This is a genomic window from Variovorax sp. dw_308, assembly GCF_019207085.1.
Taxonomy (GTDB): domain Bacteria; phylum Pseudomonadota; class Gammaproteobacteria; order Burkholderiales; family Burkholderiaceae_C; genus Variovorax.
This window is the reverse complement of the sequence record NZ_JAATOM010000026.1, coordinates 40,190-62,102: the sequence shown is the minus strand read 5'-3', so window position 1 is coordinate 62,102 and position 21,913 is coordinate 40,190. Positions and strand designations below refer to the sequence as shown.

Sequence of the window (21,913 nt, the reverse complement as noted above, 5' to 3'; positions counted from 1 at the left end):
GGACAACTTCAGGAGACTTCATGCGCGTCAAGGGCAAATCCATCATCGTCACCGGCTCGGGCGGCGGCATCGGCGAAGGCATCGCCAAGCGGCTGGCGGCGGAGGGTGCGCAAGTCATCGTCAACGACATCAATGCGGCAGCAGGCCAGCAAGTCGTCGAGGCGATCCTGCGCGACGGCGGCCAGGCCTCCTTTCTTGCAGCCGACGTGACGAAGACCGCCGACATGAAGGCGCTGGTCGGCGCCGCCGTCGAACGCCACGGCAAGCTCGACGTCATGGTCAACAACGCGGGCTGGACCCACCGCAACCGCCCCGCCCTCGAAGTCAGCGAGGAAGAGTTCGACCGCTGCTTCTCGGTCAACATGAAGAGCATCTACCTCTCGACCATCCACGCCGTCCCGGCGTTCCGCGCCAACGGCGGCGGCGTGTTCATCAACATCGCGTCCACGGCCGGCGTGCGCCCTCGCCCCGGCCTCAGCTGGTACAACGGGTCGAAGGGCGCCGTCATCACCACCAGCAAGTCACTGGCCGCCGAACTGGGGCCGGACAACATCCGCGTCAACTGCATCAACCCGGTGTTCAACCCCGACACCGGCCTGGCCGCCGAATTCGCGGGCGGCCCCGTCACGGAAGAGCGCAAGGCCAGGTTCCTCGCCACCATTCCGCTCGGGCGCTTCTCCACCGCGCTCGACGTGGCCAATGCGGCGCTGTACCTGGCAAGCGACGAGGCGGCGTTCATCAGCGGCGTTTGCATCGAAGTCGATGGTGCGCGCTGCGTCTGAAGGCGCTTTCGCCTTGATGAAGCCCCCGCGATGGCTGGCATCGGCGCTGATGTGCATGGCCGGCGCCAGCCATGCGCAGTTCACCACACCAGCCGCCGGCGAATACATCTACGAGGGCAGTGGCGGCTGGCTCACCGTTCGGCCGGGCGGCCGCTTCTCCATCGAGACCGCAACCCTGACCGGCCATAGCTGCGCTCTCGACGGAACCATTGAACAAGGGAAGGCCAGGCTCAAGGACCCGTCTTGCGTGGTGACCTTCACGCCGGGCTGGACTGGGCCGAGAAGGACCGGATCCGCAATGACCTCGCGCTCGCACAACTGCGCGCGGGCGACCACGCGGGCTGCCTGAAGACGCTGGAACCGCTGCGTGAGGCTGCGGGCCAATCGGACAACGACATCCGCTCGAACTAACTGCCCGAAGAAGCAAGGCTGCTCCTGCCCATCGTCCGCGCGACAAGGACCAACCTGAAGCTTTGCCGGGGCTGAGCAGGGTTGAGCCGGGAAGCGCACGCGGTTTTGCATCATCGCGGGCGCGGGCGCAACACGGGTTTGCGCGCCCGTGGTCAAGTGCCCCGGCTACCCTGCGGGCAGGGGCGATGGAGTAAATTGACCTCCCCCATGAACAGCAGCAAAGTCATCCCCGTCTCCGAAATCGGCCGCGCGCGCCGTGTGCCTGCCATTGCGCAGGCGCGGGTTCCCGCCATCGGGCACCTTGAAGACCGGCTTGGCCGGCCGCTGACCGACCTGCGCATCAGCGTGACGGACCGTTGCAACTTCCGCTGCAGCTATTGCATGCCGAAGGAGGTCTTCGACAAGGACTACAAGTACCTGCCGCATTCGGCCTTGCTGAGCTTCGAGGAAATCACGCGGCTTGCGCGCCTGTTTACCGCGCACGGCGTGCGCAAGATCCGTCTCACCGGCGGCGAGCCCTTGCTTCGCAAGAACATCGAGGTGCTGATCGGGCAACTGGCGCAATTGCGCACTGTGGACGGCGTACCGCTGGACCTCACCCTGACCACCAACGGCTCTCTCCTCTCACGCAAGGCCGCGGCGCTCAAGGCCGCCGGCTTGCAGCGCGTGACGGTGAGCCTGGACGGCCTCGACGACACGGTCTTTCGCCGCATGAACGATGTGGATTTCCCGGTCGCCGACGTGCTGATGGGCATCGACGCGGCGCATGCCGCCGGACTCGGGCCGATCAAGGTCAACATGGTGGTCAAGCGCGGCACCAACGAGCAGGAAATCCTGCCGATGGCCCGCCACTTCCGCAACACCGGCGTGGTGCTGCGCTTCATCGAATACATGGACGTCGGCGCCACCAACGGGTGGCGCATGGACGAAGTGATGCCTTCGGCCGAGGTCATCGCGCTCATCGCGAAGGAGCATCCGTTGCGTCCGCTCGAACCCAGCGCGCCCGGCGAGACGGCCCAGCGCTGGGCCTATGCCGATGGCGCGGGCGAGATCGGCGTGATCAGCAGCGTCACGCAGGCCTTCTGCCACGACTGCAGCCGCGCGCGCCTGTCGACCGAGGGCCAGCTGTACACCTGCCTGTTCGCCAGCCACGGCGACGACCTGCGCCCGCTGCTGCGCGGCGATGCGGACGACGCGCAATTGCTCTCGGCGATCGGCCACATCTGGCAGGGTCGCGCCGACCGCTATTCCGAACTCCGTGCGCTGCGCGCTCCCGACCTGGCCGCCGACACCGGCGCGGCGCGCCGTGTCGAGATGAGCTACATCGGCGGCTGACGATGGGTCACGCAACCCCCATCCACATGACGGACATCACCGGCCTCGTCCTTGCCGGCGGCCGCGGCTCCCGCATGGGCGGCGTCGACAAGGGCCTGCAGCCCTTCAACGGCACGCCCCTGGCCTTGCATGCGGTGCTGCGACTCGGCGCCCAGGTTGGCGAAATGATGGTCAATGCCAACCGGAATCTCTCGACCTACGAATCCTTCGGCGTGCCAGTCTGGCCGGACGGGTTGGCCGACTATGCCGGGCCGCTGGCCGGCTTCCTGACCGGGCTGGAACGCTGCGAGACGCCCTGGCTTCTGACCGTCCCGTGCGACACCCCGCTGTTCCCGCTCGACCTGGCCAGGCGGCTTGCCGATGCGCTCGTCGAGACCGATACGGAGATCGCCATGGTCAGCGCGCCGGAAGCACAGGACAACGGCGGTCCCCCGGTCCTGCGCGCCCAGCCCGTGTTCTGCCTGCTGCCGACGACCCTGCTCGAAAGCCTCGCGCGCTTCACCCGGTCCGGCGGGCGCAAGATCGATGCGTGGACCGCGCAGCACCGCACCGTGCTCGTGCCCTTCGACCGCGAGGGCGATGCGCCCGACGCCTTCTTCAATGCCAACACGCTGGCCGAGCTCGCCGCGCTGGAAACACACCGCATCCGATGAGCCGCGTCGCCGAAATCTCCGCCGCGCTGGCCGGCTATGACCCGAAGGCACTGAGCGTGGATGGCGTTCAGGCCTTCCTTGCCAGCCTCGTCGAACCCGCCATCCTGCGCGAGCGGGAACGCGTGCCGCTGTTCGAGGCCCTCGGCCGCGTGCTGGCCGAAGACGTGATCTCGCCCTTCAACGTGCCGCCGCACGACAACTCGGCCATGGACGGCTTCGCGTTCGACGGCGCGGTGCTGGATGCGCTGCCCGCTCCCGGAGAAATCAGCCTGCGCGTGGCAGGCACTGCACTGGCGGGCGCTGCATGGCGTGGCGCCTTGAGCAAGGGCGAGGCACTCAAGATCATGACCGGCGCGGTGATGCCGGCCGGCTTCGACACCGTCGTGCCGCAGGAGTTCTGCCGCATCGATGGCGACACCGTGCGCTTCCCAGCCGATGCGCTGCGCCGCGGCGACAACCGCCGCTTCGCCGGCGAAGACCTCATGCAGGGCCGCCCCGCGCTCCTACAAGGCGAGCGCCTGACACCCGCCGGACTGGGCCTGCTTGCCAGCCTCGGCCAGGCCGAGGCGTGCGTCGTCCGCCGCCTGCGCGTGGCCTACTTCTCGACCGGCGACGAAATCCTCAGCCTCGGCGAGGCGCCTCGCGAGGGCGCCGTCTACGACAGCAATCGCTACACGGTCTTCGGCCTGCTCACGCGGCTGGGCTGCGAGGTGGTCGACCTCGGCATGGTGCGCGACGACCCGGCCGCGCTGGCCGCCGCGCTGTCCGATGCGGCCCTGCGCGCCGACGCGATCATCACCAGCGGCGGCGTCAGCGTCGGCGAGGCCGACCACACCCGCGCCGTGATGCGGCAGCTGGGCGACATGGCCTTCTGGCGTGTCGCGATGCGCCCGGGCCGACCGATGGCCGTCGGCCTCGTTCCAAAGGGGGATGGAGCGGGCGCGGGCGCCGCGGTGCTGTTCGGCTTGCCCGGCAACCCGGTCGCCGTGATGGTCACCTTCCTCGCCTTCGTGCGCCCGGCGCTGCTGCGCCTCATGGGCTGCAACGCCTCCAATGCCGCGCCGCCGCCGATGTTGCGCGCCCGCAGCGTTGCATCGATCCGAAAGAAGCCTGGCCGCACCGAGTACCAGCGCGGCCGCGTCACCTGCACGCCGGGCGCACTGCCGGAGGTCCGTATCGCCGGCAACCAGGGATCGGGTGTCCTCAGCTCGATGGTCGAGGGCAACGGCCTGGTCGTGCTGCACCATGCGCAAGGCAGCGTCGCGCCTGGCGACGAGGTGGATGTGATGATGTTCGATGGCGTCGTATAGGCCTTGACAATGCTCGCCGCCCGCATCGAGTTGCTCCAGCAAATGCCGATATTCGGCGGCATCAGCGAGGAGACGCTGGAGTTCCTGCTGGGCCCCGCGCCCATCGTCGATGTGCCCACCGGCGAGTTCTTCTTCCAGGAAGGCGACCCGCCGCACGGCATGTTCGTGCTGGAGGCGGGCCGCGTCACCATTTTCAAGAGCTGGCAGGGCCGAAGCCTGCTGCTGCATCAGTTGAAGCAGGGCGACTGCTTCGGCGAGATGTCACTGCTCGACCTGTCGCCGCGCAGCGCCTCCGTGCGGGCCGATGCGGCCTGCGTCGCTGTGGTGTTGACACCCGCCAATCTCTACCGCCTGTACGAGCACAACACGGCCCAGTTTGCGCTAATCCAGATGAACATCGGCCGCGAGCTGAGCCGCCGGCTTCGCGTCGTCGACGACCTGCTGCTGCGCGCCCGCATGGGCGAGGTGCTGCCGCCGCCGAAGCATCTGTAGATTCGCCGACTGCGCACATCCCGCGGGTGGGTCAGATCCTCCCAAGCGCCTTGTCCACCCCCCTGTTGGCCAGCATGTCGGCCCGCTCATTGCCCGGGTCGCCCGAATGCCCCTTGACCCAGCGCCATTCGATGGTGTGGCCGCCATCCTGCACGAGTTTGTCGAGCCGCTTCCACAGTTCGACGTTCTTCACCGGCTGCTTGGCCGCCGTCATCCAGCCCTTGGCCTTCCAGCCTTTCACCCATTCGGTGATGCCCTGCCGCACGTATTGGCTGTCCAGGTAAAGCACCACCTTGCACGGCCGCTTCAGCGCCGCCAGGCCTTCGATCACGGCCGTGAGCTCCATGCGGTTGTTGGTCGTGTTCAGCTCCCCGCCAAAGATCTCCTTCTCGGTCGCACCCGACTTGAGCCATGCGCCCCAGCCGCCCGGGCCGGGATTGCCCTTGCAGGCGCCGTCGGTGTAGATCTGTACCTCGTTCAACTCGTTTGTCCTTGCATCTTCAAAAAAATCAGGGTCGGGGCGGCGGCGGTGCGCGGTGCACCTTGCCGGCCACCGGCATTGGCGCACTCGCCCGGGCGGCGGCGCGGCGCCAGTCCGCACTCAACAGGCGCAGCCCGCGCACCCGCTTGACCGCCACCAGGAAGTAGACGGCGCCGAATATCGGCCACCACCGCTCGCCCGCCGTATCAAACCACCGCAATCGCTCCAGCCACGCGTCACTGCGCACCGCCGGCCGGTAAGCCCCGAAGCGGCCCGATTCCACCTCAAAACTCAGCAGCCGCAACCAGTCTCGCATGCGCCGGTAGGCGATGAACTCTCCCGCCTCGGGCAGGAACAGTTCGCCCAGGCCCAGGCGCCGCCACAAATGGGCACGCCGCTGACGCATGCCCCACAGGCTGTGAGGGTTCAGGCCGCAGATCACCACGCGCCCCTCGGGCACCAGCACGCGCTCGACCTCCCGCAGCGTGGCATGCGGGTCTTCACTGAGTTCCAGCGCATGCGGCAGCAGCACCAGGTCCAGGCTGTTGGCCGCAAAGGGCAGCGCGGCGAAGTCCGTGAACAATGCCGCGGAAGGCGCTTCTCCTGCTTGAGTCGATGTGGCTTCGCCATCTCGACTCAGTCCCCCGCGGGGGGCGGGACGGGCGCTGCCCGGCCCTGGGGGCTCTTTCGGCAATTGCGGCAGCGCCAGCCAGCGGTGCCTCATGCGGTTGGCCCGGAGGGCGTCGATAGCGGGCAATCCGAGCTGAAGCGCGTGGTAGCCGAACATGTCGGCCACGGCCTGGTCGAATTGCAGTTGCTCCCAGGCCAGCAGATAGCGGCCGGGCGGGGTCTGGAACCAATCTTGCAAACCTATAATTTGACCGCTCATGACCCTCGTTCCGCTGCCCGCTTTGGCTGACAACTACACCTGGATGCGAAAGCGCGGGCCCGATGCCTTCGAGGTACACCCGGGCCTTGCCCAGCCGACGCTCGATACACTCGGGCGCGGCGAGCCGCAACTGGCAGCGATTCTAGACACGCACCTCCGCGCCGATCCGGCCGATCCGGCCGACCGCACCACGTTTCGACCGATACGCCCGGATGCCAGGCGCAACACCCACTCCATTCTTCGCATCCGCGAAGCCACCCTCCTTGAAGCAAAGCGCGCCCACGCCGGCCAAGCCGCCGTGGCCAGTGACGCCCAGGCAATCACCGCAATGCACCAATGGAAATCCGACTTCCGATGAAATTTTTGCTAGCCGCCTGCATTGCAGGCACCCTGCTGCTCGCGGGTTGCGCGACCGGCACCGGACCGACCACCGGATCCGCTCCCGCCGCCACCCCGACCTACCCGACAGACCCGCTCTCGCCAATCGCCAACGGCAAGGCGACGTCCCTCGAAGTCGTCCCCCTGGCGCCACCCACCGACATGTGGGACCGCATCCGCCGCGGCTTCAAGATGCAGAACCTCGACAACGACGCGGTTCACGAGCGCGAGCAGTGGTATGCGAGCCGGCCGGACTACATCCAGCGCATGACCGAGCGGTCGAACAAGTACATCTTCTACATCGTGGAAGAGCTCGAGCGCCGCGACATGCCGACCGAGCTGGCACTGCTGCCCTACATCGAGAGCGCCTTCAACCCGCAGGCCGTCTCCAGCGCGCGCGCCGCCGGCATGTGGCAGTTCATGCCGGCCACCGGCACCGACTACGACCTCAAGCAGAACATCTTCCGCGATGACCGCCGCGACGTCCTCGCGTCGACACGCGCCGCGCTCGACTACCTGCAGAAGCTCTACAACATGTTCGGCGACTGGCAGTTGGCGCTGGCCGCCTACAACTGGGGCGAAGGCAGCGTCAGCCGCGCCATCGCCAAGAACCAGCGCCTGGGCCTGCCCACCACCTACAGCGACCTGACGATGCCCGGCGAAACCCGCCTCTACGTGCCCAAGCTGCAGGCCGTGAAGAACATCGTGGCCAATCCGCAGGCGTTCAACACTGAACTCCCGCTGATACCCAACCACCCCTACTTCCAGACCGTCACGCTGACGCGAGACCTCGACGTGGAATTGGCCGCCAAGCTGGCCGACGTGCGCATCGAGGACTTCCGCGCGCTCAACCCCGCGGCGCACAAGCCGATCATCCTGGCCGCCGGCACGCCGCAGATCCTGCTGCCCTGGGACAACGCGGCCGTCTTCACGCGCAACTTCGAGGCCTACACGCAAGGCCAGTACGCCAGCTGGACCGCCTGGACCGTCGACACGACGATGACCGTGACCGACGCGGCCCAACGCGCCGGCATGAGCGAGGCCGACCTGCGCGCGGTCAACAACATTCCGCCGCGCATGCTGATCAAGGCTGGTTCCACGCTCATCGTGCCGCGCTCGGCCAAGGTGCAGGAAGACGTGGCCGCGGTGGTGGCCGACACCGGTCACCTGAGCTTCCAGCCCGAGATCGTGACGCGCCGCACCACGGTGCGGGCCGGCCGCAACGACACGCCTGCCAGCATCGCCGGCCGCTATCGGCTCAGCGCCGCCAACGTGGCCGACTGGAACGACGTGCACACCGGCCACAAGTTCCCGCGCGGCGCCAGCGTGGTGATCTACGTGCAGGTCCGCGCCATGGCCGCCGCCAGGGTCGGCAGCGGCGTGGCGCCGGCGCGCGTCGTGAGCTCCCAGCGCAGCGGCGTCCCGGTCAGGGTGTCGGTTCCCAGCAAGCAGGTGGTGCAGGTTTCGTCGACGAAGGCCGCGCCGCGCAGCCCCGCAAAGCCGGCGCCTGCCCCGCGCGAGGCTGGCAAGCAGGCGGCGCGGGACAAGGTCGCCAGCGCGCCGCCAAAGAAGAAGCATTGACCTCCCGGCGTCAGCGCGCAGCAGCCCGTGCACGCGACTGCCGCCGCCACATCGATTCGAGCAGCGCCACGGCCACCATCACCGCCGTGGTCATCGCGCCCACCGTTGCCACCGACAGGTGCGATGCAAACGGCGCGATCAGCGCCAGCACGGCCAGCCCGCCGATGTGGGATTGCGGCGTGAAGCCATACACAACACGCTTGAACAGCGCGTTGCCGAACAGGTAGATGGCCGGCCCGCCCAGCAAGGCGCCGAGGTACTTCCATTCGACGTGATGGTCGCCGTGGCCAATGACGAGTTCATCCGCCACGGCCGAGACGATGATGCCCGCCACGAGCACCACGTGCGTGTAGTGGAACTTCGCGCCGATGCCGCCGGGATCATCGGAGTGTTCGATCACGTGGGCCGCGTCCTTGCTGCTGGTGTCGAAGTACATCCACCACATCGCGATGCTGCCAAGGAAGGTCACCAGCATCGTCAGCACGGCACTGAAGGCCCACTCCCTGGCCTGCCCGAAAGCGACGCCGCTCGCCAGCACCGATTCGCCCAGGGCCACGATCACGAACAGCTGGCAGCGCTCCGCCAGGTGGCCGCCGTCGATGGTCCAGTCGGACGTGCTCGACCGGCCGAGTCCGGGGAACCGGAAGCCCACCATCGGCGCCACGTATTCGCAAAGCACGCCGGCGCCCCAGAGGCCCAGCCGCAGGTTGCCGTCGACCAGGGCGCCTGTCACCCACAGCACCGCGACGATCGAGGTCCAGGCCAGGATGCGCCTGAAGTTCGGCGCCAATGCATCCCCCGGGCCGAGCGCCAGCAACACCCAGAGCGTTCGCCCCACCTGGATCGCCGCATAGCAACCCGCGAACACCAGTGCCCGTTCGCCGAATGCCTGCGGCAACGCCGAAGCCATCACCAACGCCACCAGCATGATCGCGAACAGCACCAGCCGGATCGGCAACGCCGTCGGCTCGAACCAGTTGGTCACCCATGCCGTGTACTGCCAGCCCATCCAGACCGCGAACCAGAGCAGCAGCGTCTGCAAGGCGCCGAGCAGGGTGAGATGGTCGAGCAGGTAGTGCGAGAGCTGCGTGACGGCGAAGACATAGACGAGGTCGAAGAAAAGCTCTTCATTCGAGACCCGCGCCGCCGAGTGACGCGAGCGCAGCAGCGCCGACGGATGGCGCGCGGGCTTGTGGTTGTTGCCGTTCAAGAAATCCTCCCCTTTTCGACTACATCTTCTCGGTCTCGCCGCTGCGCGGCTGCCACTTCATCAAGCGCCGCTCGATCACGCCCACCGCCCCATCGAGCACCAACGCGAAGACAGTGAGCACGACGATACCCGCAAACACGGTGTTCACATCGAAGGTACCTTCCGCCTGCAGGATCAGGTAGCCGACGCCGCGTGCCGAGCCCAGGTACTCGCCCACCACGGCGCCGACGAAAGCCAGCCCGACGGAGGTATGCAGGCTGGAAAACACCCAGCTCGTCGCACTCGGCAGGTACACCGTGCGCAACAGTTGCTGCTGGTTGGCGCCGAGCATGCGCGCGTTGGCGAGGATCACCGGACTCACCTCGCGCACGCCCTGGTAGACGTTGAAGAACACGATGAAGAACACCAGCGTGACCGCCAGCGCCACCTTGCTCCAGATGCCGAGACCGAACCACAGCGAGAAGATCGGCGCGAGGATCACGCGCGGCATCGAGTTGGCCGCCTTGATGTAGGGGTCCAGGATCAGGCTGGCCGTCGGCGCCAGCGCGAGCCACAGGCCGCAGGCCAGCCCTACCGCGGTCCCGATGGCAAAGGCCAGCACGGTCTCGACCAGCGTCGTGCCAAGGTGCAGGTACACATCCGCATTGCCCTTGAGCCCGTCCGGGAAGAACGAATTGGCCGGCACGTCGAAGGGCAGGAACCAGCTCCAGATGCGTCCCGCGACCTGAATCGGCTCGCCCAGGAAAAAGGCGAACTGCGGGTTGCGCGAGGCGAGGTGCCACACCACGAGGATGAGGACCAGCAGCGCCAGTTGCCAGAAGCGCGCATTGCGTTCATTCAGCATGTCATGCGGCCTTCTTCAACTGCTGTGCATAGCCCTTGAGCACCTCGTCGCGCAGCACGTTCCAGATCTGTGTATGCAGTTCGACGAAGCGCGCGTCGGTGCGCACCTCGGCCACGTCGCGCGGGCGCGGCAGGTCGATGCTGAACTCTCCGATCGGATGCGTCGCCGGCCCGGCCGAGAGCACCACCACGCGATCGCTCATCGCGATGGCTTCGTCCAGGTCATGGGTGATGAAGAGCACCGCCTTCTTCTTCGCGGCCCACAGGTCGAGCACCTCGTTCTCCATGAGCTGGCGGGTCTGCACGTCGAGTGCGCTGAAGGGCTCGTCCATCAGGATGATGTCCGGGTCCAGTGCCAGCGTCTGCGCCAGCGCCGCACGCTTGCGCATGCCGCCAGAGAGTTGATGCGGATAACGGTCGCCAAAGCCCGACAGGCCCACGCGCGCGAGCCAGGCCTCGCCCTGCGCCCGCGCATCCGCATCCGGCACGCCGCGGTATTGCAGGCCGACCATGACGTTGTCGAGCGTGCTGCGCCATGGCATCAGGGCTTCGCTCTGGAACATGTAGCCGGCGCGCCGGTTGATGCCCGCCAGCGGCCGGCCAAAGACCTTGACCGTACCCGACGAGGGCTCCAGCAAACCCGCCCCGACGTTGAGCAGCGTCGACTTGCCGCAGCCCGTCGGGCCGACCACCGAAACGAATTCACCGGCCTTGACGCGCAGCGTCGTGTCGGCCACCGCCGCGTAGCGCTGCGAAGAATCGTCCTTCGAGCGAAAGGTGCAACTGATGTCGAGGAGTTCGAGTGCGTAGTCAGACATGAATCGAGTCGCGTGGTTGCAGTTGAGGCCCCAACAAAAAACCCGGCCGGAGCCGGGTCATGATGCGCCTGCAGTTCAGGCCTTGAACCTGTCCTTGGCCCGCTTGGCGAAATCATTGGTGTAGAGCTTGTCCACATCGATTTTCTCGGGCTTGACCGTGTTGTCAAAGCTGGCGATGGCGGCCAGCGCGGTCTTCGGCCCGTCGGCAGGCACCAGGCCGTCGATGGCAATCGATTCGCGCACCTTGTCGAAGGACGCCAGGTACAGCGCGCGGTCGCCCAGCAGGTAGGTCTCGGGCACGGTCTTGATGATGTCGCCCGGCCCGGCCGTCTGCAGCCACTTGAGGCCATGCACGATGGCGTTGGCGAGTGCCTGGCAGGTGTTGGGATTCTTCTGGATGAACTCGGCGGATGCATAGAGGCAGGCCGCCGGCATCGGTCCGCCGAACACTTCCTGCGTGCCCTTGAGCGTGCGCGTGTCGCTGATGATCTTCACGTCGCCCTTCTGCTCCAGCATCGTCATCACCGGGTCGGTGTTGCTGATCGCATCGATCTGGCCCGCACGCAGCGCCGTCAACGCACCGGCGGCCACGCCGACGCCGATGTAGCTCACCTCGGTCGCCTTGACGCCGCCGCGCGACAGCACGAGGTTGGCCACCATGTTGGTCGAGGAGCCCGGCGCGGAGACGCCGATCTTCTTGCCCTTGAGGTCCGCAATGGCCTTGTAGGCGGGCATGTTCTTGGTCGATACGCCCACTGCGATCTGCGGCGCCCGGCCTTGCAGCACGAAGCACTGGAAGTGCTGGCTCTTGGCCTGCAGGTTGATGGTGTGCTCGAAAGCGCCCGAGCAAACGTCCGCCGAGCCGCCAACCACGGCCTGCAGCGCACGCGAGCCACCGGCGAAGTCGGAGATCTCGACTTCCAGCCCCTCGGCCTTGAAGTAGCCCAGTTGCTCGCTGATGGTCAAGGGCAGGTAGTAGAACGCCGCCTTGCCCCCTACGGCGATCGAAACCTTGGTCTTCTCGAGCTTGGCCTGTGCATAGGCGAAAGGCACGGCAATTGCCGTGGCGCCGAGTGCTGCAGCGGAGGTGAAGGTACGGCGGTTGAGCATGGAAGCCGACGCGAAGAGCCGCCGGTTCTGTGTGAAGTTGAACAGAGCTTAGGGAGCGCCATCCCCCACTGCATTGGGGACATCCCGTGCGGGTTTCCACGTAAGAATGAAGTCCTCTGAAACGAGGAAGAAAATCCACGGGCCGTTCAGAAAATACGCCGCCGCGCCGTTCGTCAGCGCCGGTCGACCAAGGCGTGCGCGATCGTCCCGAGATCGACGTATTCGAGTTCGCTGCCGGCCGGTACGCCGCGCGCCAATCGCGTGACCGTGAGGCCGCGCTGGCGCAAGGCCTCGCCGATCACGTGGGCAGTGGCCTCGCCCTCGGCGGTGAAATTGGTGGCAAGGATCACCTCGACCACATGCCCATCCAGCGCGCGGTCGAACAGCTTCTGCAGGCCGATGTCCTTTGGGCCGATGCCGTCAAGGGGGCTCAGCTTGCCCATCAACACGAAGTAGTAGCCGCGAAACGCGCCGGTGCGCTCGAGCGCGGCCTGGTCGGCCGGCGTCTCCACCACGCACAGCTTGCTGGCGTCCCGCCTCGGATCGCTGCAGACATTGCAGATATCCGCCTCGGTGAAGGTGTTGCAGCGGTCGCAGTGCCGCACCTGGTTGGCCGCCTGTTGCAGTGCGCGCGCAAGCAACTGCGTGCCTTCGCGGTCATGCTGCAACAGGTGGAACGCCATGCGCGAGGCAGACTTGACGCCCACGCCCGGGAGGCGGCGCAATGCCTCGATCAGCGCGTCGAGCGAACTGGAATCAGCCATGGGCCTGCACTTGCGCAAGCCTGGACGCGCGCAGCATCTTCAGAAAGGCAGCTTCATGCCGGGCGGCAGCCCCGGCATGCCTGCGGACAGCTTGCCCATCTTCTGTTCGCTGGTTTCCTCGGCCTTGCGCACCGCGGCATTGAAGGCGGCGGCCACGAGGTCTTCGAGCATGTCCTTGTCATCGGCCAGCAGGCTGGGGTCGATCGTGATGCGCTTGACGTCGTGCTTGCAGGTCATCACGACCTTCACGAGGCCCGCGCCGGACTCGCCTTCGACCTCGATGGTGGCCAGTTCCTCCTGCGCCTTCTTGAGGTTCTCCTGCATCGCCTGGGCCTGCTTCATGAGGCCGGCAAGTTGTCCTTTGTTGAACATGGGTTTGATCCTGGATAGTTGAAAAATTGGGGTGAATGCTAAACCGCCGCGCGGCGCGCAGCCTTACGCCGGACGAAGCGTCCCCGGCACGATGCGGGCATCGAAGTCGCGCATCATGCTCTGCACGAGCGGGTCGTTGCGGATGGCCTCTTCCGCCGCCCGCTGTCGTGCTTCGGCGGCCAGCTTGTTGCGGCGCGCCGGGCTGTCGACCACGTTGCCGACCTCCACGGCGAGCCTGACGCCATGCCCGAGCGTTGCCAGCGCCACCTGAAGCTTCTCCCGGCTGGCGGCCTGGTTGAGCGACTCGCGCTCCACACGCAGCAGCCATTGGTCCACGTCGCGCGCCACCAGCTGCGACTGCAACGCCAGTTCGCGCGTGAGCGCGCCGATGGTCTCGGCCACAACCAGTTGCATGACCGTGTCGTGCCAGAAGTCGCCGTCCTCGCTGGTCACCAGCGGCGTGCCCGCAGCCTTGTCGCTTGCCATGTCGCGCGCGCCGGGGGGCGGCTGGACACGGACCTGCATGGCAACAACGCCCGGCCCGGCGCGTGCGGCTTCCATGGTCGCTGCGCTCGGCCTCGGCTGCGCGAGCGCGGGCGGCTCGACGACCGGGAGGCGATGACCTGGCGGGGGCTGGATGACCGGGGCAGTCGCAGCCACAACCGGCGGCGCAACGGACTCGGCTGCCTGCGGGGCCACGGCGACAGTCCGCTCCGCCGGCAAGGCCGGCCGAACCGGCTCATTCAGAGTTTTTTTTTCCCCGGATGGCTTGAATGCCAGCAAGCGGAGCAACACCATCGTGAGCGCGGCGTACTCGTCCGGCGCCAGGCCCAGCTCGCCCCGGCCGTGCAGGCACAGGCTGTAGAGCAACTGGGTTTCATCGGGCGGCATGGACGCTGCCAGGCGCGCGGTCTCCGCAGCATCCGGGTCGGTGCCGCCGGCCAGGTCTGCGCGTGCGGGCACGGCCTGCAATACAGCCATGGCCTGCAAAACGGTGGTCATCTCCTCGAGCGTCGAAGCGGCGGAGAGACCATCGCGCCGCAACGTCTCCGAGGTCTCGACCACCGTCTTGCCATCCCCCGCCGCGAGTGCATCGATGAGCCGGAACACATGCCCGCGATCGACCGTCCCGAGCATCTGCCGCACACCCGCCTCGACCAGCGTGCCGTTGCCAAACGCGATGGCCTGGTCGGTCAGTGAAAGCGCATCGCGCATCGAGCCCCGGGCGGCGCGCGCCAGCAGGCGAAGCGCCTGCACTTCAGCCGGCACCTGTTCGGTCTGCAGCACCTGCGTCAGATGTTCGAGCACAGTCTCCGGCGCCATCGGCCGCAGGTTGAACTGCAGGCAGCGCGACAGCACCGTGACCGGCACCTTTTGCGGATCGGTGGTGGCCAGCACGAACTTGAGGTATTCGGGCGGCTCCTCCAGCGTCTTCAGCATCGCGTTGAACGCGGTGTTGGTGAGCATGTGCACTTCGTCGATCATGAAGACCTTGAAGCGCCCCTGCACCGGCTTGTAGACCGCCTGCTCCAGCAGCGACTGCACTTCGTCGACACCGCGGTTGGAGGCCGCGTCGAGCTCGGTGTAGTCCACGAAGCGGCCGGAGTCGATATCCCTGCAGGCCTGGCACACACCGCAGGGCGTGGCCGTGATGCCGCCCTGCCCGTCCGGTCCCTGGCAGTTGAGCGACTTGGCCAGGATGCGCGACACGGTGGTCTTGCCAACGCCGCGCGTGCCGGTGAACAGGTAGGCGTGATGCAGGCGCTGGGTGGTCAGCGCATTCGACAGGGCTTGCACGACATGCTCCTGCCCCACCATCTCCTCGAAGTTCCGAGGACGGTATTTGCGGGCGAGCACGAGATAGGACATCGGCGCATTTTAGGGGCCGGTCCCATCCCTCTATGGCGCGGGAGGTATGTCGTTATGCAGTTGTAAACCCCAATCCGAGTCACTAGCATGAAGACTCACCAAAGGAGGAGACACGTCATGGCCGATGCCCCCAGCACCAAGCGCAGCGCGAAAGCTGCCAAGTCCGCGGCAGCAGAAAAGTCGAGCCGGCTGCGCTACTGCGCACAACCCGTCCAGACCCCGCGCACCTTCGACAGCAGCGTTCCAGCCGGCCGCGCCTTTGCCATATTGAGCGCGAGCAAGAAATGGGTGAACGGCACCACGATCACCTACTACTGCTTCCGCAAGGGCGATGCGGTGCCGTCGGCCTGGTTCGGTGTCGCCAGCGACATCGCGGCGGTCGACAACGCCTTCGCGACCTGGACCAAGCTGGGCATTGGCATCACCTTCAAGAAGGTCGACCATCCAGGCGACGCCATGGTCCGCATCGGCTTCGACCAGAACGATGGCTCGTGGTCGTACGTGGGCCGCGACGTGCTCAACACGCGCGACCCGGCCGAGCGGACCCTCAACTACGGCTGGCCACTGACGACGCCCTACGGCGGCGACACCGCGCTGCACGAGATCGGCCACACGCTGGGCCTCGAGCATGAACACCAGAACCCGAACGCCGGCATCACCTGGAACCGTCAGGCCGTGCTGGACTACTTTCGGGGGCCGCCCAACTCCTGGCCCGACGACCAGATCGACTGGAACATCCTGCGCAAGATTCCCGTGGCCGAAGTCAAGGGCACCACCTGGGACCCCGATTCGGTCATGGAATATCAATTCGAGGCCGGGCTGATCCAGGCGCCGGCGAAGTATTCGAGTGGCCTGATGCCCAAAGGCGGACTCTCGCCGGCCGACAAGAGCTGGGTGGCGCAGTCCTATCCGGGCGTGAAAGCGCCGGCAGTGCCGCAACTCAAGGTGGGCTTGTCGCAGTTGCTGAAACTCAAGGCCGGCGAGACGCGCGTGTTCGAGTTCGCGCCCACCCGCACCCGCACCTACGACGTCGGCACCTTCGGCACCTCGGACACGGTGCTGGTGCTGTTCGAGGTCACGCCCACGGGCAACGTGCAGATCGCCGGCAACGACGACAGCGGCACCGACCTGAATGCGCATGTGCAGATGCGCCTGCAGAAGGGCCGCAAGTACCAGGCCGGCGTGCGGCTCTACTACGCGGACGCAGCGCTGGAAACCTCATTGATGGTCTGGTGAAAACCGTCATCTACAATAACGTCTGACGGGCCTCCCCGCATGGTGAAGCGGCCAACCGGGTCAGGTGGGGAACCAAGCAGCCCTAACTGTGGAGTCAGTGCCGGGGGTAAGGCTCGTCAACCTCATTTCGATGGCTGCCAGAGGCAGTCATCGCCCAACGGGCCATTCGACGCAAGCCCGATCAACAGCGCCTCCAGCCATCGTTCCAGCATCTTGGCGGAGTGCTCCATCATCGCCACCGAGAACTCGCCCAGCACGAAGCCTTCGTAGCCGAGCGTGGTGAATGGAAAGTTGTGGCCCAGCGCGGTGGCCGCATCGTGGATGCACTCGGCAATGGAATAAAGCCCGTCGCGGGCGTAGATCGCATTGCCGCCTTCGGTGCTGACGCTGTAGTTGAAATAGCTCTCGCGGATCTTCTCGATCTCTACTTTTGGCCTCATCGGCACCCCCTGAATATCTCAGGAGATTGTCGTCGCCGGCCTCCGGGATTGCATATCAGCCAAAGGTAATCATTTGTGATGCATTACACCCATCGCAAGGCCGAATGCGCAGCGGCCGCACCGCTGGCCATGCTGAGCGTCAGCAGATAACCGCCCGTCGGCGCCTCCCAGTCCAGCATCTCGCCGGCGCAGAAAACGCCCGGCAGCGCCGTCACCATCAGGTTCGCGTCAAGCGCATCGAATCGCACGCCGCCTGCCGTGCTGATGGCCTCGTCGACGGGGCGTGCGGCGCGCACTCGCAGTGGCAGCGCCTTGATCGCCTCGGCCAGGCGCTGGGGCTGGTGCATTTCCTCGCGGCTGAGTTGCTCGTGCAACAGGCCTGACTTGATGCCATCCAGGCCGAGCCGGCTCTTCAGATGGCTGGACAGCGACCGGGCGCCGCGTGGGTGGTTGACCGCCGCCGCTACCTGCGCGGCAGTGCGATCCGGCAGCAGGTCGATATGACAGGTCGCGCCCTCGCCGCCAGACGCATTGATCTCGTCGCGCAAGAGCGCCGCGGCCGCATACACCAGACTGCCTTCGATACCGGTAGCGGTCGCGACGAACTCGCCCTTGCGCGCAAACGAACGGCCCTGCCTGTCGGTGAAAGACAAGGCCACAGACTTGAATGGATGGCCCGCAAAGCGGCTCGCGAAGTGCTCGCTCCAACCCACGTCGAAGCCGCAGTTGGCAGGCTGCAGGGGCGCTAGCGCAACCTGCCGCGCGTGGAGCCACGGCCACCAGGCGCCGTCGGAACCGAGCCGCGACCAGCTCGCCCCGCCCAGCGCCAGCACAACCGCATCGGGCCTGGCTTGCTGGTCGCCTTGCGGCGTGCCGAAGCGCAATGCGGTCGCCGGCGCCTGGTCGTCTTCCCATCCCAGCCAACGATGGCGCATGTGGAACTGGACGCCCGCCGCGCGCAGGCGATGCAGCCATGCGCGCAGCAGCGGTGCGGCCTTCATGTCCTTGGGGAACACGCGGCCGGAACTGCCAACGAAGGTCTCGATGCCGAGGCCGTGCGCCCAGTCCTGCATCTGGCGCGGCCCGAAGGCCTCGAGCATCGGCTGCACCTGCGCCTGCCGATCGCCAAAGCGGCTCGCAAAGATATCGAAGGGTTCCGAGTGCGTGAGATTGAGTCCGCCACGCCCAGCCAGCAGGAACTTGCGGCCCACCGAGGGCATGGCGTCGTACAGGTGGACTTGCACGCCGGCCGCGCTCAGCACTTCAGCGGCCATCAGGCCCGCGGGGCCGCCTCCGACAACGGCAAGCGTCTTCTTCTGGTTCATTCGATTCGATGGGTGCGACAACCTGCGTGCACGCCCGGCCATGCTGGCCGGATTTCCAATGGGTTGTCAGGGGGAAAACTATGGCCACGATAGCCCGCGCCCTCGGCACGGCATATCTTGGTTTCTGTCACAATGACCCGCACTTTAGCGGCACTACTGCTCACCGCACCCAAAGGACAAGACATGGCAAGCGACCTCATCAAACACATCTCCGATTCCTCTTTCGAAGCCGACGTCCTGCAGGCCGGCAAGCCAGTGCTGGTCGACTACTGGGCCGAATGGTGCGGCCCGTGCAAGATGATCGCGCCGATCCTCGACGAGGTCTCGAGCACCTATGAAGGCAAGCTCCAGGTCGCCAAGATGAACGTCGATGAGAACCGCGACATCCCCGCCAAGTTCGGCATCCGCGGCATTCCCACGCTGATGTTGTTCAAGGACGGGCAATTGGCTGCCACCAAAGTAGGCGCCATGAGCAAGGCACAGTTGACCGCCTTCATCGACCAACAGCTCGCCTGATCCAATACGGAGGACTACGCGCAAGGCGTAGCCCTCCGGATTTGCTGCATAATCGGCAGCAGATCACCGGCACGCCACAAGCGCCCCGGTTCGAGTTCCCCGGTTTGTGAGGCACCTCTCGCCTCACATTTCAAACCTCCCCCCGTATTTCAGTTGCTACCCCGCAGAGGGGTCATTCAATGCACTTAAACGAACTCAAGGCACTCCACGTGTCTGAAGTCCTCAAGCAGGCCGAAGCGCTTGAGATCGAAAACACCGGCCGCATGCGCAAGCAGGAATTGATGTTCGCCATCATCAAGAAGCGCGCGAAGGCCGGCGAACAGGTCTTTGCCGACGGCGTTCTCGAGATCCTGCCGGACGGTTTCGGTTTCCTGCGCAGCCCCGACACCAGCTTCACGGCCAGCACCGACGACATCTACATCAGCCCGAGCCAGGTGCGCCGCTTCAACCTGCACACCGGCGACATGGTGGAAGGCGAAGTCCGCACGCCCAAGGACGGCGAGCGCTACTTCGCGCTGACCAAGCTCGACAAGGTCAACGACGGCGCGCCCGAGCAGAACAAGCACAAGGTGATGTTCGAGAACCTGACGCCGCTGTTCCCCAAGGAACAGATGAAGCTGGAACGCGACGGCGTCAAGAGCGACGAGAACATCACCGGCCGCATCATCGACATCATCGCCCCCATCGGCAAGGGCCAGCGCGCCCTGCTCGTGGCGCCGCCCAAGAGCGGCAAGACGGTGATGATGCAGCACATCGCCCACGCGATCAGCGCCAACTACCCCGACGTTCACATGATGGTCCTGCTCGTCGACGAGCGGCCCGAGGAAGTGACCGAAATGCAGCGCACGGTGAAGGGCGAGGTCATCGCCTCGACCTTCGACGAGCCTGCCGCGCGTCATGTGCACGTTGCCGAGATGGTGATCGAGCGCGCCAAGCGCCTGGTCGAACTGAAGAAGGACGTGGTGATCCTGCTGGACTCGATCACCCGCCTCGCGCGCGCCTACAACAACGTCGTGCCCTCGTCGGGCAAGGTGCTGACGGGTGGCGTGGACTCCAATGCTTTGCAGCGTCCCAAGCGCTTCCTGGGCGCCGCGCGCAACGTGGAAGAAGGCGGCTCGCTGACCATCATCGGCACCGCGCTGGTCGATACCGGCAGCCGCATGGACGAAGTGATCTTTGAAGAATTCAAGGGCACCGGCAACAGCGAAATCCACCTGGACCGCCGCCTCTATGAGAAACGCGTGTTCCCGTCGATCCAGCTCAACCGCAGCGGCACGCGCCGCGAGGAATTGCTCCTCGCACCCGAGATCCTGCAGAAGACCCGCATCCTGCGCCAGCTCATGTACAACATGGACGAGATCGAGTCGATGGAACTGATGCTCAAGAACATGAAGGCGACCAAGACCAATGTCGAGTTCTTCGACATGATGCGTCGCGGCGGCTAGAAGGAGCGAATCTTTCTACTGCGGCCGCCGATCTCGGGTCTGCGCTGCTCGCCGTACCCAAGTACGGGTGCGCTGCTCAACCCGACCTCGGCGCCCTCGCTACGAAATCTTCGCCCCTTCTGCGTCCGTTGTCGGTCGCCGCAAAAAGCGCGTTGCCCCTCAAAGGCAACGCGCTTTTTTCATGGCGCGAGCGCGCGGCCTTCCCTGGCGCTGCGGGTCCCGAGGTCCAGCAACTCCATCAGCGCGACGGCCTGCTCCGGTGGCACTGGATTCGGGCCCACGCCGAGGATCGCGTCACGCACGGCGGCGTAGTAATCCACATAGTTGCCGCGGCGATTGGGCCACTCGATGGTCTGCACCCAGTCACCCACCGCGTGCACCTTGAGTTCTCCTACCAGCGGGTCGATTCCCCAGCCCTCGCCGCCCGGGCGTTCGCCGGCCTTCAGCGCGTCTTCCTGCACGTCGACGCCTTGCTTCACATAGCTGCCGCGGGTGCCATGCAGGATGTAGCGCGGGGCGGCATGCGCGGCCAGCGTACTCGCGTGCAACACCACGCGCAGCGGGGCGTGCGGGCCGGTTTCGTAGCGCAGCAGTGCGTGGAAATGGTCATTGACAAGGGCTCCGTCCCGCAGCGCGGCGGTGTCGAGTTGGAGGGTGTCCGGCTTGCCGAACAGTTGCACCGCCTGGTCGACCAGATGCGCGCCCAAGTCCACCCAGAGGCCTGCGCCGGGCACGTCCTGCTCGCGCCAGCGCTGCCGGACCTCCGGGCGAAACCGGTCGAAGTGCGATTCGAAATACACCGGGCGGCCGAGCTTGCCGCTGGCGATGACGTCGCGCAGTGTCAGGAAATCGGCGTCGAAACGCCGGTTCTGGTAGACCGCGAGCACCCTGCCCTGTTGCCGGGCCAGGTCCGCCAACACGCGCGCCTGCGCCGAGTCCAGCGTGAAGGGCTTGTCCACCACCACGTGTTTACCGGCCTCCAGCGCGGCTTTCGCAACGGGGAAATGGGCCTCGTTGGGCGTCGCGACGACGATCAGGTCGATGTCGGGGAGTGCCAGCATGGCAGGCATGTCAGGGACGATGGCGGCGTCCGGCCAGTCGGCCAGCGCCTTTACTGCCTGCGAACTCATGATGGCGCCCAGCGCCAGGCCGGGCACGGCGGACAGCACTGGCGCATGAAAGGTCTGGCCTGCAAATCCGTAGCCGACGAGGCCGGCGCGCAGTGTTCTGGTGGTCATGAAGTGGCGGTGTTTGCCTGCAAATGCGCCAGTATGCGATAATCGAAGGCTCCGCGAAAAGTGCGGCCGGGATTTCGCTCGGCGTGGCTCTCGCATCGACCCAAAGGAAAGACCATGAAAGCAGGCATCCACCCCAATTACCGCGAAGTGCTGTTCGTCGACATGTCGAACGGCTTCAAGTTCGTGACCCGTTCGTGTGCGAACACCAAGGAAATGGGCAAGACCGACGACGGCCGCGAACTGCCGCTGTTCAAGCTGGACACCACCAGCGAATCGCATCCGTTCTACACCGGCACGCAGAAGTCGGTGGACAACATGGGCGGTCGCGTCGAGAAGTTCCGCAACCGCTTCGGCAAGACCACCGGCGCCGCTTCCAAGTAAGCTTGCCGCTCCAGGTCCAGGCAGCCCGGTTTAC

General features: G+C 66.1%; 24 protein-coding genes and 1 other RNA gene. 13 read left to right on the top strand and 12 right to left on the bottom strand.

Annotation, left to right across the window (positions count from 1 at the left end):
* Positions 1-20 precede the first annotated feature (20 nt).
* The 6 genes from HCU76_RS31085 to HCU76_RS31060 all read left to right on the top strand — a co-directional run bounded on the left by HCU76_RS31085 (position 21) and on the right by HCU76_RS31060 (position 4,983).
* Positions 21-782 (top strand): SDR family oxidoreductase, encoded by a 762-nt coding sequence (locus tag HCU76_RS31085; protein WP_218511417.1) that lies wholly within the window; start codon positions 21-23, stop codon positions 780-782.
* Between the two features lie 243 nt (positions 783-1,025).
* Positions 1,026-1,193 (top strand): hypothetical protein, encoded by a 168-nt coding sequence (locus HCU76_RS36930; protein WP_256354599.1) that lies wholly within the window; start codon positions 1,026-1,028, stop codon positions 1,191-1,193.
* 207 nt (positions 1,194-1,400) lie between these two features.
* The gene (moaA, locus tag HCU76_RS31075; protein WP_218511416.1) at positions 1,401-2,528 is read left to right on the top strand and encodes a GTP 3',8-cyclase MoaA; all 1,128 of its coding nucleotides are present in this window, start codon (positions 1,401-1,403) and stop codon (positions 2,526-2,528) included.
* Positions 2,529-2,554: 26 nt separating this feature from the next.
* The gene (gene mobA, locus HCU76_RS31070) at positions 2,555-3,181 is read left to right on the top strand and encodes a molybdenum cofactor guanylyltransferase MobA (protein ID WP_256354598.1); all 627 of its coding nucleotides are present in this window, start codon (positions 2,555-2,557) and stop codon (positions 3,179-3,181) included.
* Complete coding sequence (gene glp, locus HCU76_RS31065; protein ID WP_218511414.1) at positions 3,178-4,491, top strand: gephyrin-like molybdotransferase Glp; 1,314 nt, start codon at positions 3,178-3,180, stop codon at positions 4,489-4,491. The genes mobA and glp overlap by 4 nt, the downstream gene beginning before the upstream one ends.
* Before the next feature lie 9 nt (positions 4,492-4,500).
* Positions 4,501-4,983, top strand: coding sequence for a Crp/Fnr family transcriptional regulator (locus tag HCU76_RS31060; protein WP_218511413.1), 483 nt, complete (start codon positions 4,501-4,503; stop codon positions 4,981-4,983).
* 31 nt (positions 4,984-5,014) lie between these two features.
* On the opposite strand, the gene rnhA is transcribed toward HCU76_RS31060, so the two are convergent.
* Both rnhA and HCU76_RS31050 read right to left on the bottom strand, forming a co-directional pair.
* Positions 5,015-5,464 carry a ribonuclease HI gene (gene rnhA, locus HCU76_RS31055; protein ID WP_218511412.1) on the bottom strand — a complete coding sequence of 150 codons (450 nt, stop codon included), beginning with the start codon at positions 5,462-5,464 and terminating at the stop codon, positions 5,015-5,017.
* 28 nt (positions 5,465-5,492) lie between these two features.
* Positions 5,493-6,332, bottom strand: a complete 840-nt coding sequence (locus HCU76_RS31050; protein ID WP_213959272.1) for a class I SAM-dependent methyltransferase — start codon at positions 6,330-6,332, stop codon at positions 5,493-5,495.
* A 19-nt stretch (positions 6,333-6,351) separates the two neighbouring features.
* Here HCU76_RS31050 and HCU76_RS31045 point away from each other — a divergent pair, with 19 nt between their 5' ends.
* Both HCU76_RS31045 and HCU76_RS31040 read left to right on the top strand, forming a co-directional pair.
* Entirely contained in the window at positions 6,352-6,711 is a 360-nt protein-coding gene (locus tag HCU76_RS31045; RefSeq protein WP_218511411.1) for a hypothetical protein, read from the top strand.
* On the top strand, positions 6,708-8,312 hold the full coding sequence (locus HCU76_RS31040; protein WP_218511410.1) for a transglycosylase SLT domain-containing protein: 1,605 nt from the start codon (positions 6,708-6,710) through the stop codon (positions 8,310-8,312). Before HCU76_RS31045 ends, HCU76_RS31040 begins: the two co-directional genes overlap by 4 nt.
* 10 nt (positions 8,313-8,322) lie before the next feature.
* On the opposite strand, the gene HCU76_RS31035 is transcribed toward HCU76_RS31040, so the two are convergent.
* From HCU76_RS31035 to dnaX, 7 genes are all read right to left on the bottom strand, one after another.
* Positions 8,323-9,522: a low temperature requirement protein A gene (locus HCU76_RS31035; protein ID WP_256354597.1), complete on the bottom strand. Its 1,200-nt coding sequence runs from the start codon at positions 9,520-9,522 to the stop codon at positions 8,323-8,325.
* A gap of 19 nt (positions 9,523-9,541) precedes the next feature.
* A complete protein-coding gene (locus tag HCU76_RS31030; RefSeq protein WP_213959269.1) occupies positions 9,542-10,366 on the bottom strand; it encodes an ABC transporter permease in 825 nt (274 codons plus the stop codon).
* 1 nt (position 10,367) lies between these two features.
* A complete protein-coding gene (locus tag HCU76_RS31025) occupies positions 10,368-11,183 on the bottom strand; it encodes an ABC transporter ATP-binding protein (RefSeq protein WP_218511409.1) in 816 nt (271 codons plus the stop codon).
* A 75-nt stretch (positions 11,184-11,258) separates the two neighbouring features.
* The gene (locus HCU76_RS31020) at positions 11,259-12,293 is read right to left on the bottom strand and encodes an ABC transporter substrate-binding protein (RefSeq protein WP_213959267.1); all 1,035 of its coding nucleotides are present in this window, start codon (positions 12,291-12,293) and stop codon (positions 11,259-11,261) included.
* Positions 12,294-12,466: 173 nt separating this feature from the next.
* Positions 12,467-13,057 carry a recombination mediator RecR gene (recR, locus tag HCU76_RS31015; RefSeq protein ID WP_213959266.1) on the bottom strand — a complete coding sequence of 197 codons (591 nt, stop codon included), beginning with the start codon at positions 13,055-13,057 and terminating at the stop codon, positions 12,467-12,469.
* Between the two features lie 39 nt (positions 13,058-13,096).
* On the bottom strand, positions 13,097-13,429 hold the full coding sequence (locus tag HCU76_RS31010) for a YbaB/EbfC family nucleoid-associated protein (protein ID WP_213959265.1): 333 nt from the start codon (positions 13,427-13,429) through the stop codon (positions 13,097-13,099).
* 63 nt (positions 13,430-13,492) lie between these two features.
* Positions 13,493-15,298, bottom strand: a complete 1,806-nt coding sequence (gene dnaX, locus HCU76_RS31005; RefSeq protein WP_218511408.1) for a DNA polymerase III subunit gamma/tau — start codon at positions 15,296-15,298, stop codon at positions 13,493-13,495.
* A 117-nt stretch (positions 15,299-15,415) separates the two neighbouring features.
* Between dnaX and HCU76_RS31000 the strand changes: the two genes are divergently transcribed.
* Together HCU76_RS31000 and ffs are read left to right on the top strand one after the other, a co-directional pair.
* Entirely contained in the window at positions 15,416-16,534 is a 1,119-nt protein-coding gene (locus HCU76_RS31000) for a M12 family metallopeptidase (RefSeq protein WP_218511407.1), read from the top strand.
* A 24-nt stretch (positions 16,535-16,558) separates the two neighbouring features.
* Positions 16,559-16,655, top strand: an RNA gene (gene ffs, locus HCU76_RS30995) — signal recognition particle sRNA small type.
* 1 nt (position 16,656) lies between these two features.
* Here ffs and HCU76_RS30990 read toward each other — a convergent pair.
* Entirely contained in the window at positions 16,657-16,974 is a 318-nt protein-coding gene (locus HCU76_RS30990; RefSeq protein ID WP_213959262.1) for a hypothetical protein, read from the bottom strand.
* A gap of 83 nt (positions 16,975-17,057) precedes the next feature.
* Positions 17,058-18,299, bottom strand: a complete 1,242-nt coding sequence (locus HCU76_RS30985) for a TIGR03862 family flavoprotein (protein WP_218511406.1) — start codon at positions 18,297-18,299, stop codon at positions 17,058-17,060.
* Positions 18,300-18,482: 183 nt separating this feature from the next.
* On the opposite strand from HCU76_RS30985, the gene trxA reads away from it, so the two are divergent.
* Positions 18,483-18,815 carry a thioredoxin TrxA gene (gene trxA / locus HCU76_RS30980; protein ID WP_213959260.1) on the top strand — a complete coding sequence of 111 codons (333 nt, stop codon included), beginning with the start codon at positions 18,483-18,485 and terminating at the stop codon, positions 18,813-18,815.
* Positions 18,816-18,994: 179 nt separating this feature from the next.
* Positions 18,995-20,260 carry a transcription termination factor Rho gene (gene rho, locus HCU76_RS30975; RefSeq protein ID WP_213959259.1) on the top strand — a complete coding sequence of 422 codons (1,266 nt, stop codon included), beginning with the start codon at positions 18,995-18,997 and terminating at the stop codon, positions 20,258-20,260.
* A 179-nt stretch (positions 20,261-20,439) separates the two neighbouring features.
* Here the strand turns inward: rho and HCU76_RS30970 are convergent, their stop codons facing one another.
* A complete protein-coding gene (locus tag HCU76_RS30970) occupies positions 20,440-21,498 on the bottom strand; it encodes an oxidoreductase (protein ID WP_218511405.1) in 1,059 nt (352 codons plus the stop codon).
* A gap of 114 nt (positions 21,499-21,612) precedes the next feature.
* Between HCU76_RS30970 and HCU76_RS30965 the strand changes: the two genes are divergently transcribed.
* Positions 21,613-21,879, top strand: coding sequence for a type B 50S ribosomal protein L31 (locus HCU76_RS30965; protein WP_213959257.1), 267 nt, complete (start codon positions 21,613-21,615; stop codon positions 21,877-21,879).
* The last annotated feature ends 34 nt before the right edge of the window (positions 21,880-21,913 follow it).

Bases quoted from the DNA above. Each gene is read 5' to 3' on its own strand.
- HCU76_RS31085 (WP_218511417.1), top strand. From the start codon at position 21: ATGCGCGTCAAGGGCAAATCCATCATCGTCACCGGCTCGGGCGGCGGC.
- moaA (WP_218511416.1), top strand. From the start codon at position 1,401: ATGAACAGCAGCAAAGTCATCCCCGTCTCCGAAATCGGCCGCGCGCGC.
- mobA (WP_256354598.1), top strand. From the start codon at position 2,555: ATGACGGACATCACCGGCCTCGTCCTTGCCGGCGGCCGCGGCTCCCGC.
- glp (WP_218511414.1), top strand. From the start codon at position 3,178: ATGAGCCGCGTCGCCGAAATCTCCGCCGCGCTGGCCGGCTATGACCCG.
- HCU76_RS31060 (WP_218511413.1), top strand. From the start codon at position 4,501: ATGCTCGCCGCCCGCATCGAGTTGCTCCAGCAAATGCCGATATTCGGC.
- HCU76_RS31045 (WP_218511411.1), top strand. From the start codon at position 6,352: ATGACCCTCGTTCCGCTGCCCGCTTTGGCTGACAACTACACCTGGATG.
- HCU76_RS31040 (WP_218511410.1), top strand. From the start codon at position 6,708: ATGAAATTTTTGCTAGCCGCCTGCATTGCAGGCACCCTGCTGCTCGCG.
- HCU76_RS31030 (WP_213959269.1), bottom strand. From the start codon at position 10,366: ATGCTGAATGAACGCAATGCGCGCTTCTGGCAACTGGCGCTGCTGGTC.
- HCU76_RS31025 (WP_218511409.1), bottom strand. From the start codon at position 11,183: ATGTCTGACTACGCACTCGAACTCCTCGACATCAGTTGCACCTTTCGC.
- HCU76_RS31020 (WP_213959267.1), bottom strand. From the start codon at position 12,293: ATGCTCAACCGCCGTACCTTCACCTCCGCTGCAGCACTCGGCGCCACG.
- recR (WP_213959266.1), bottom strand. From the start codon at position 13,057: ATGGCTGATTCCAGTTCGCTCGACGCGCTGATCGAGGCATTGCGCCGC.
- HCU76_RS31010 (WP_213959265.1), bottom strand. From the start codon at position 13,429: ATGTTCAACAAAGGACAACTTGCCGGCCTCATGAAGCAGGCCCAGGCG.
- dnaX (WP_218511408.1), bottom strand. From the start codon at position 15,298: ATGTCCTATCTCGTGCTCGCCCGCAAATACCGTCCTCGGAACTTCGAG.
- HCU76_RS31000 (WP_218511407.1), top strand. From the start codon at position 15,416: ATGGCCGATGCCCCCAGCACCAAGCGCAGCGCGAAAGCTGCCAAGTCC.
- HCU76_RS30990 (WP_213959262.1), bottom strand. From the start codon at position 16,974: ATGAGGCCAAAAGTAGAGATCGAGAAGATCCGCGAGAGCTATTTCAAC.
- HCU76_RS30985 (WP_218511406.1), bottom strand. From the start codon at position 18,299: ATGAACCAGAAGAAGACGCTTGCCGTTGTCGGAGGCGGCCCCGCGGGC.
- trxA (WP_213959260.1), top strand. From the start codon at position 18,483: ATGGCAAGCGACCTCATCAAACACATCTCCGATTCCTCTTTCGAAGCC.
- rho (WP_213959259.1), top strand. From the start codon at position 18,995: ATGCACTTAAACGAACTCAAGGCACTCCACGTGTCTGAAGTCCTCAAG.
- HCU76_RS30970 (WP_218511405.1), bottom strand. From the start codon at position 21,498: ATGACCACCAGAACACTGCGCGCCGGCCTCGTCGGCTACGGATTTGCA.
- HCU76_RS30965 (WP_213959257.1), top strand. From the start codon at position 21,613: ATGAAAGCAGGCATCCACCCCAATTACCGCGAAGTGCTGTTCGTCGAC.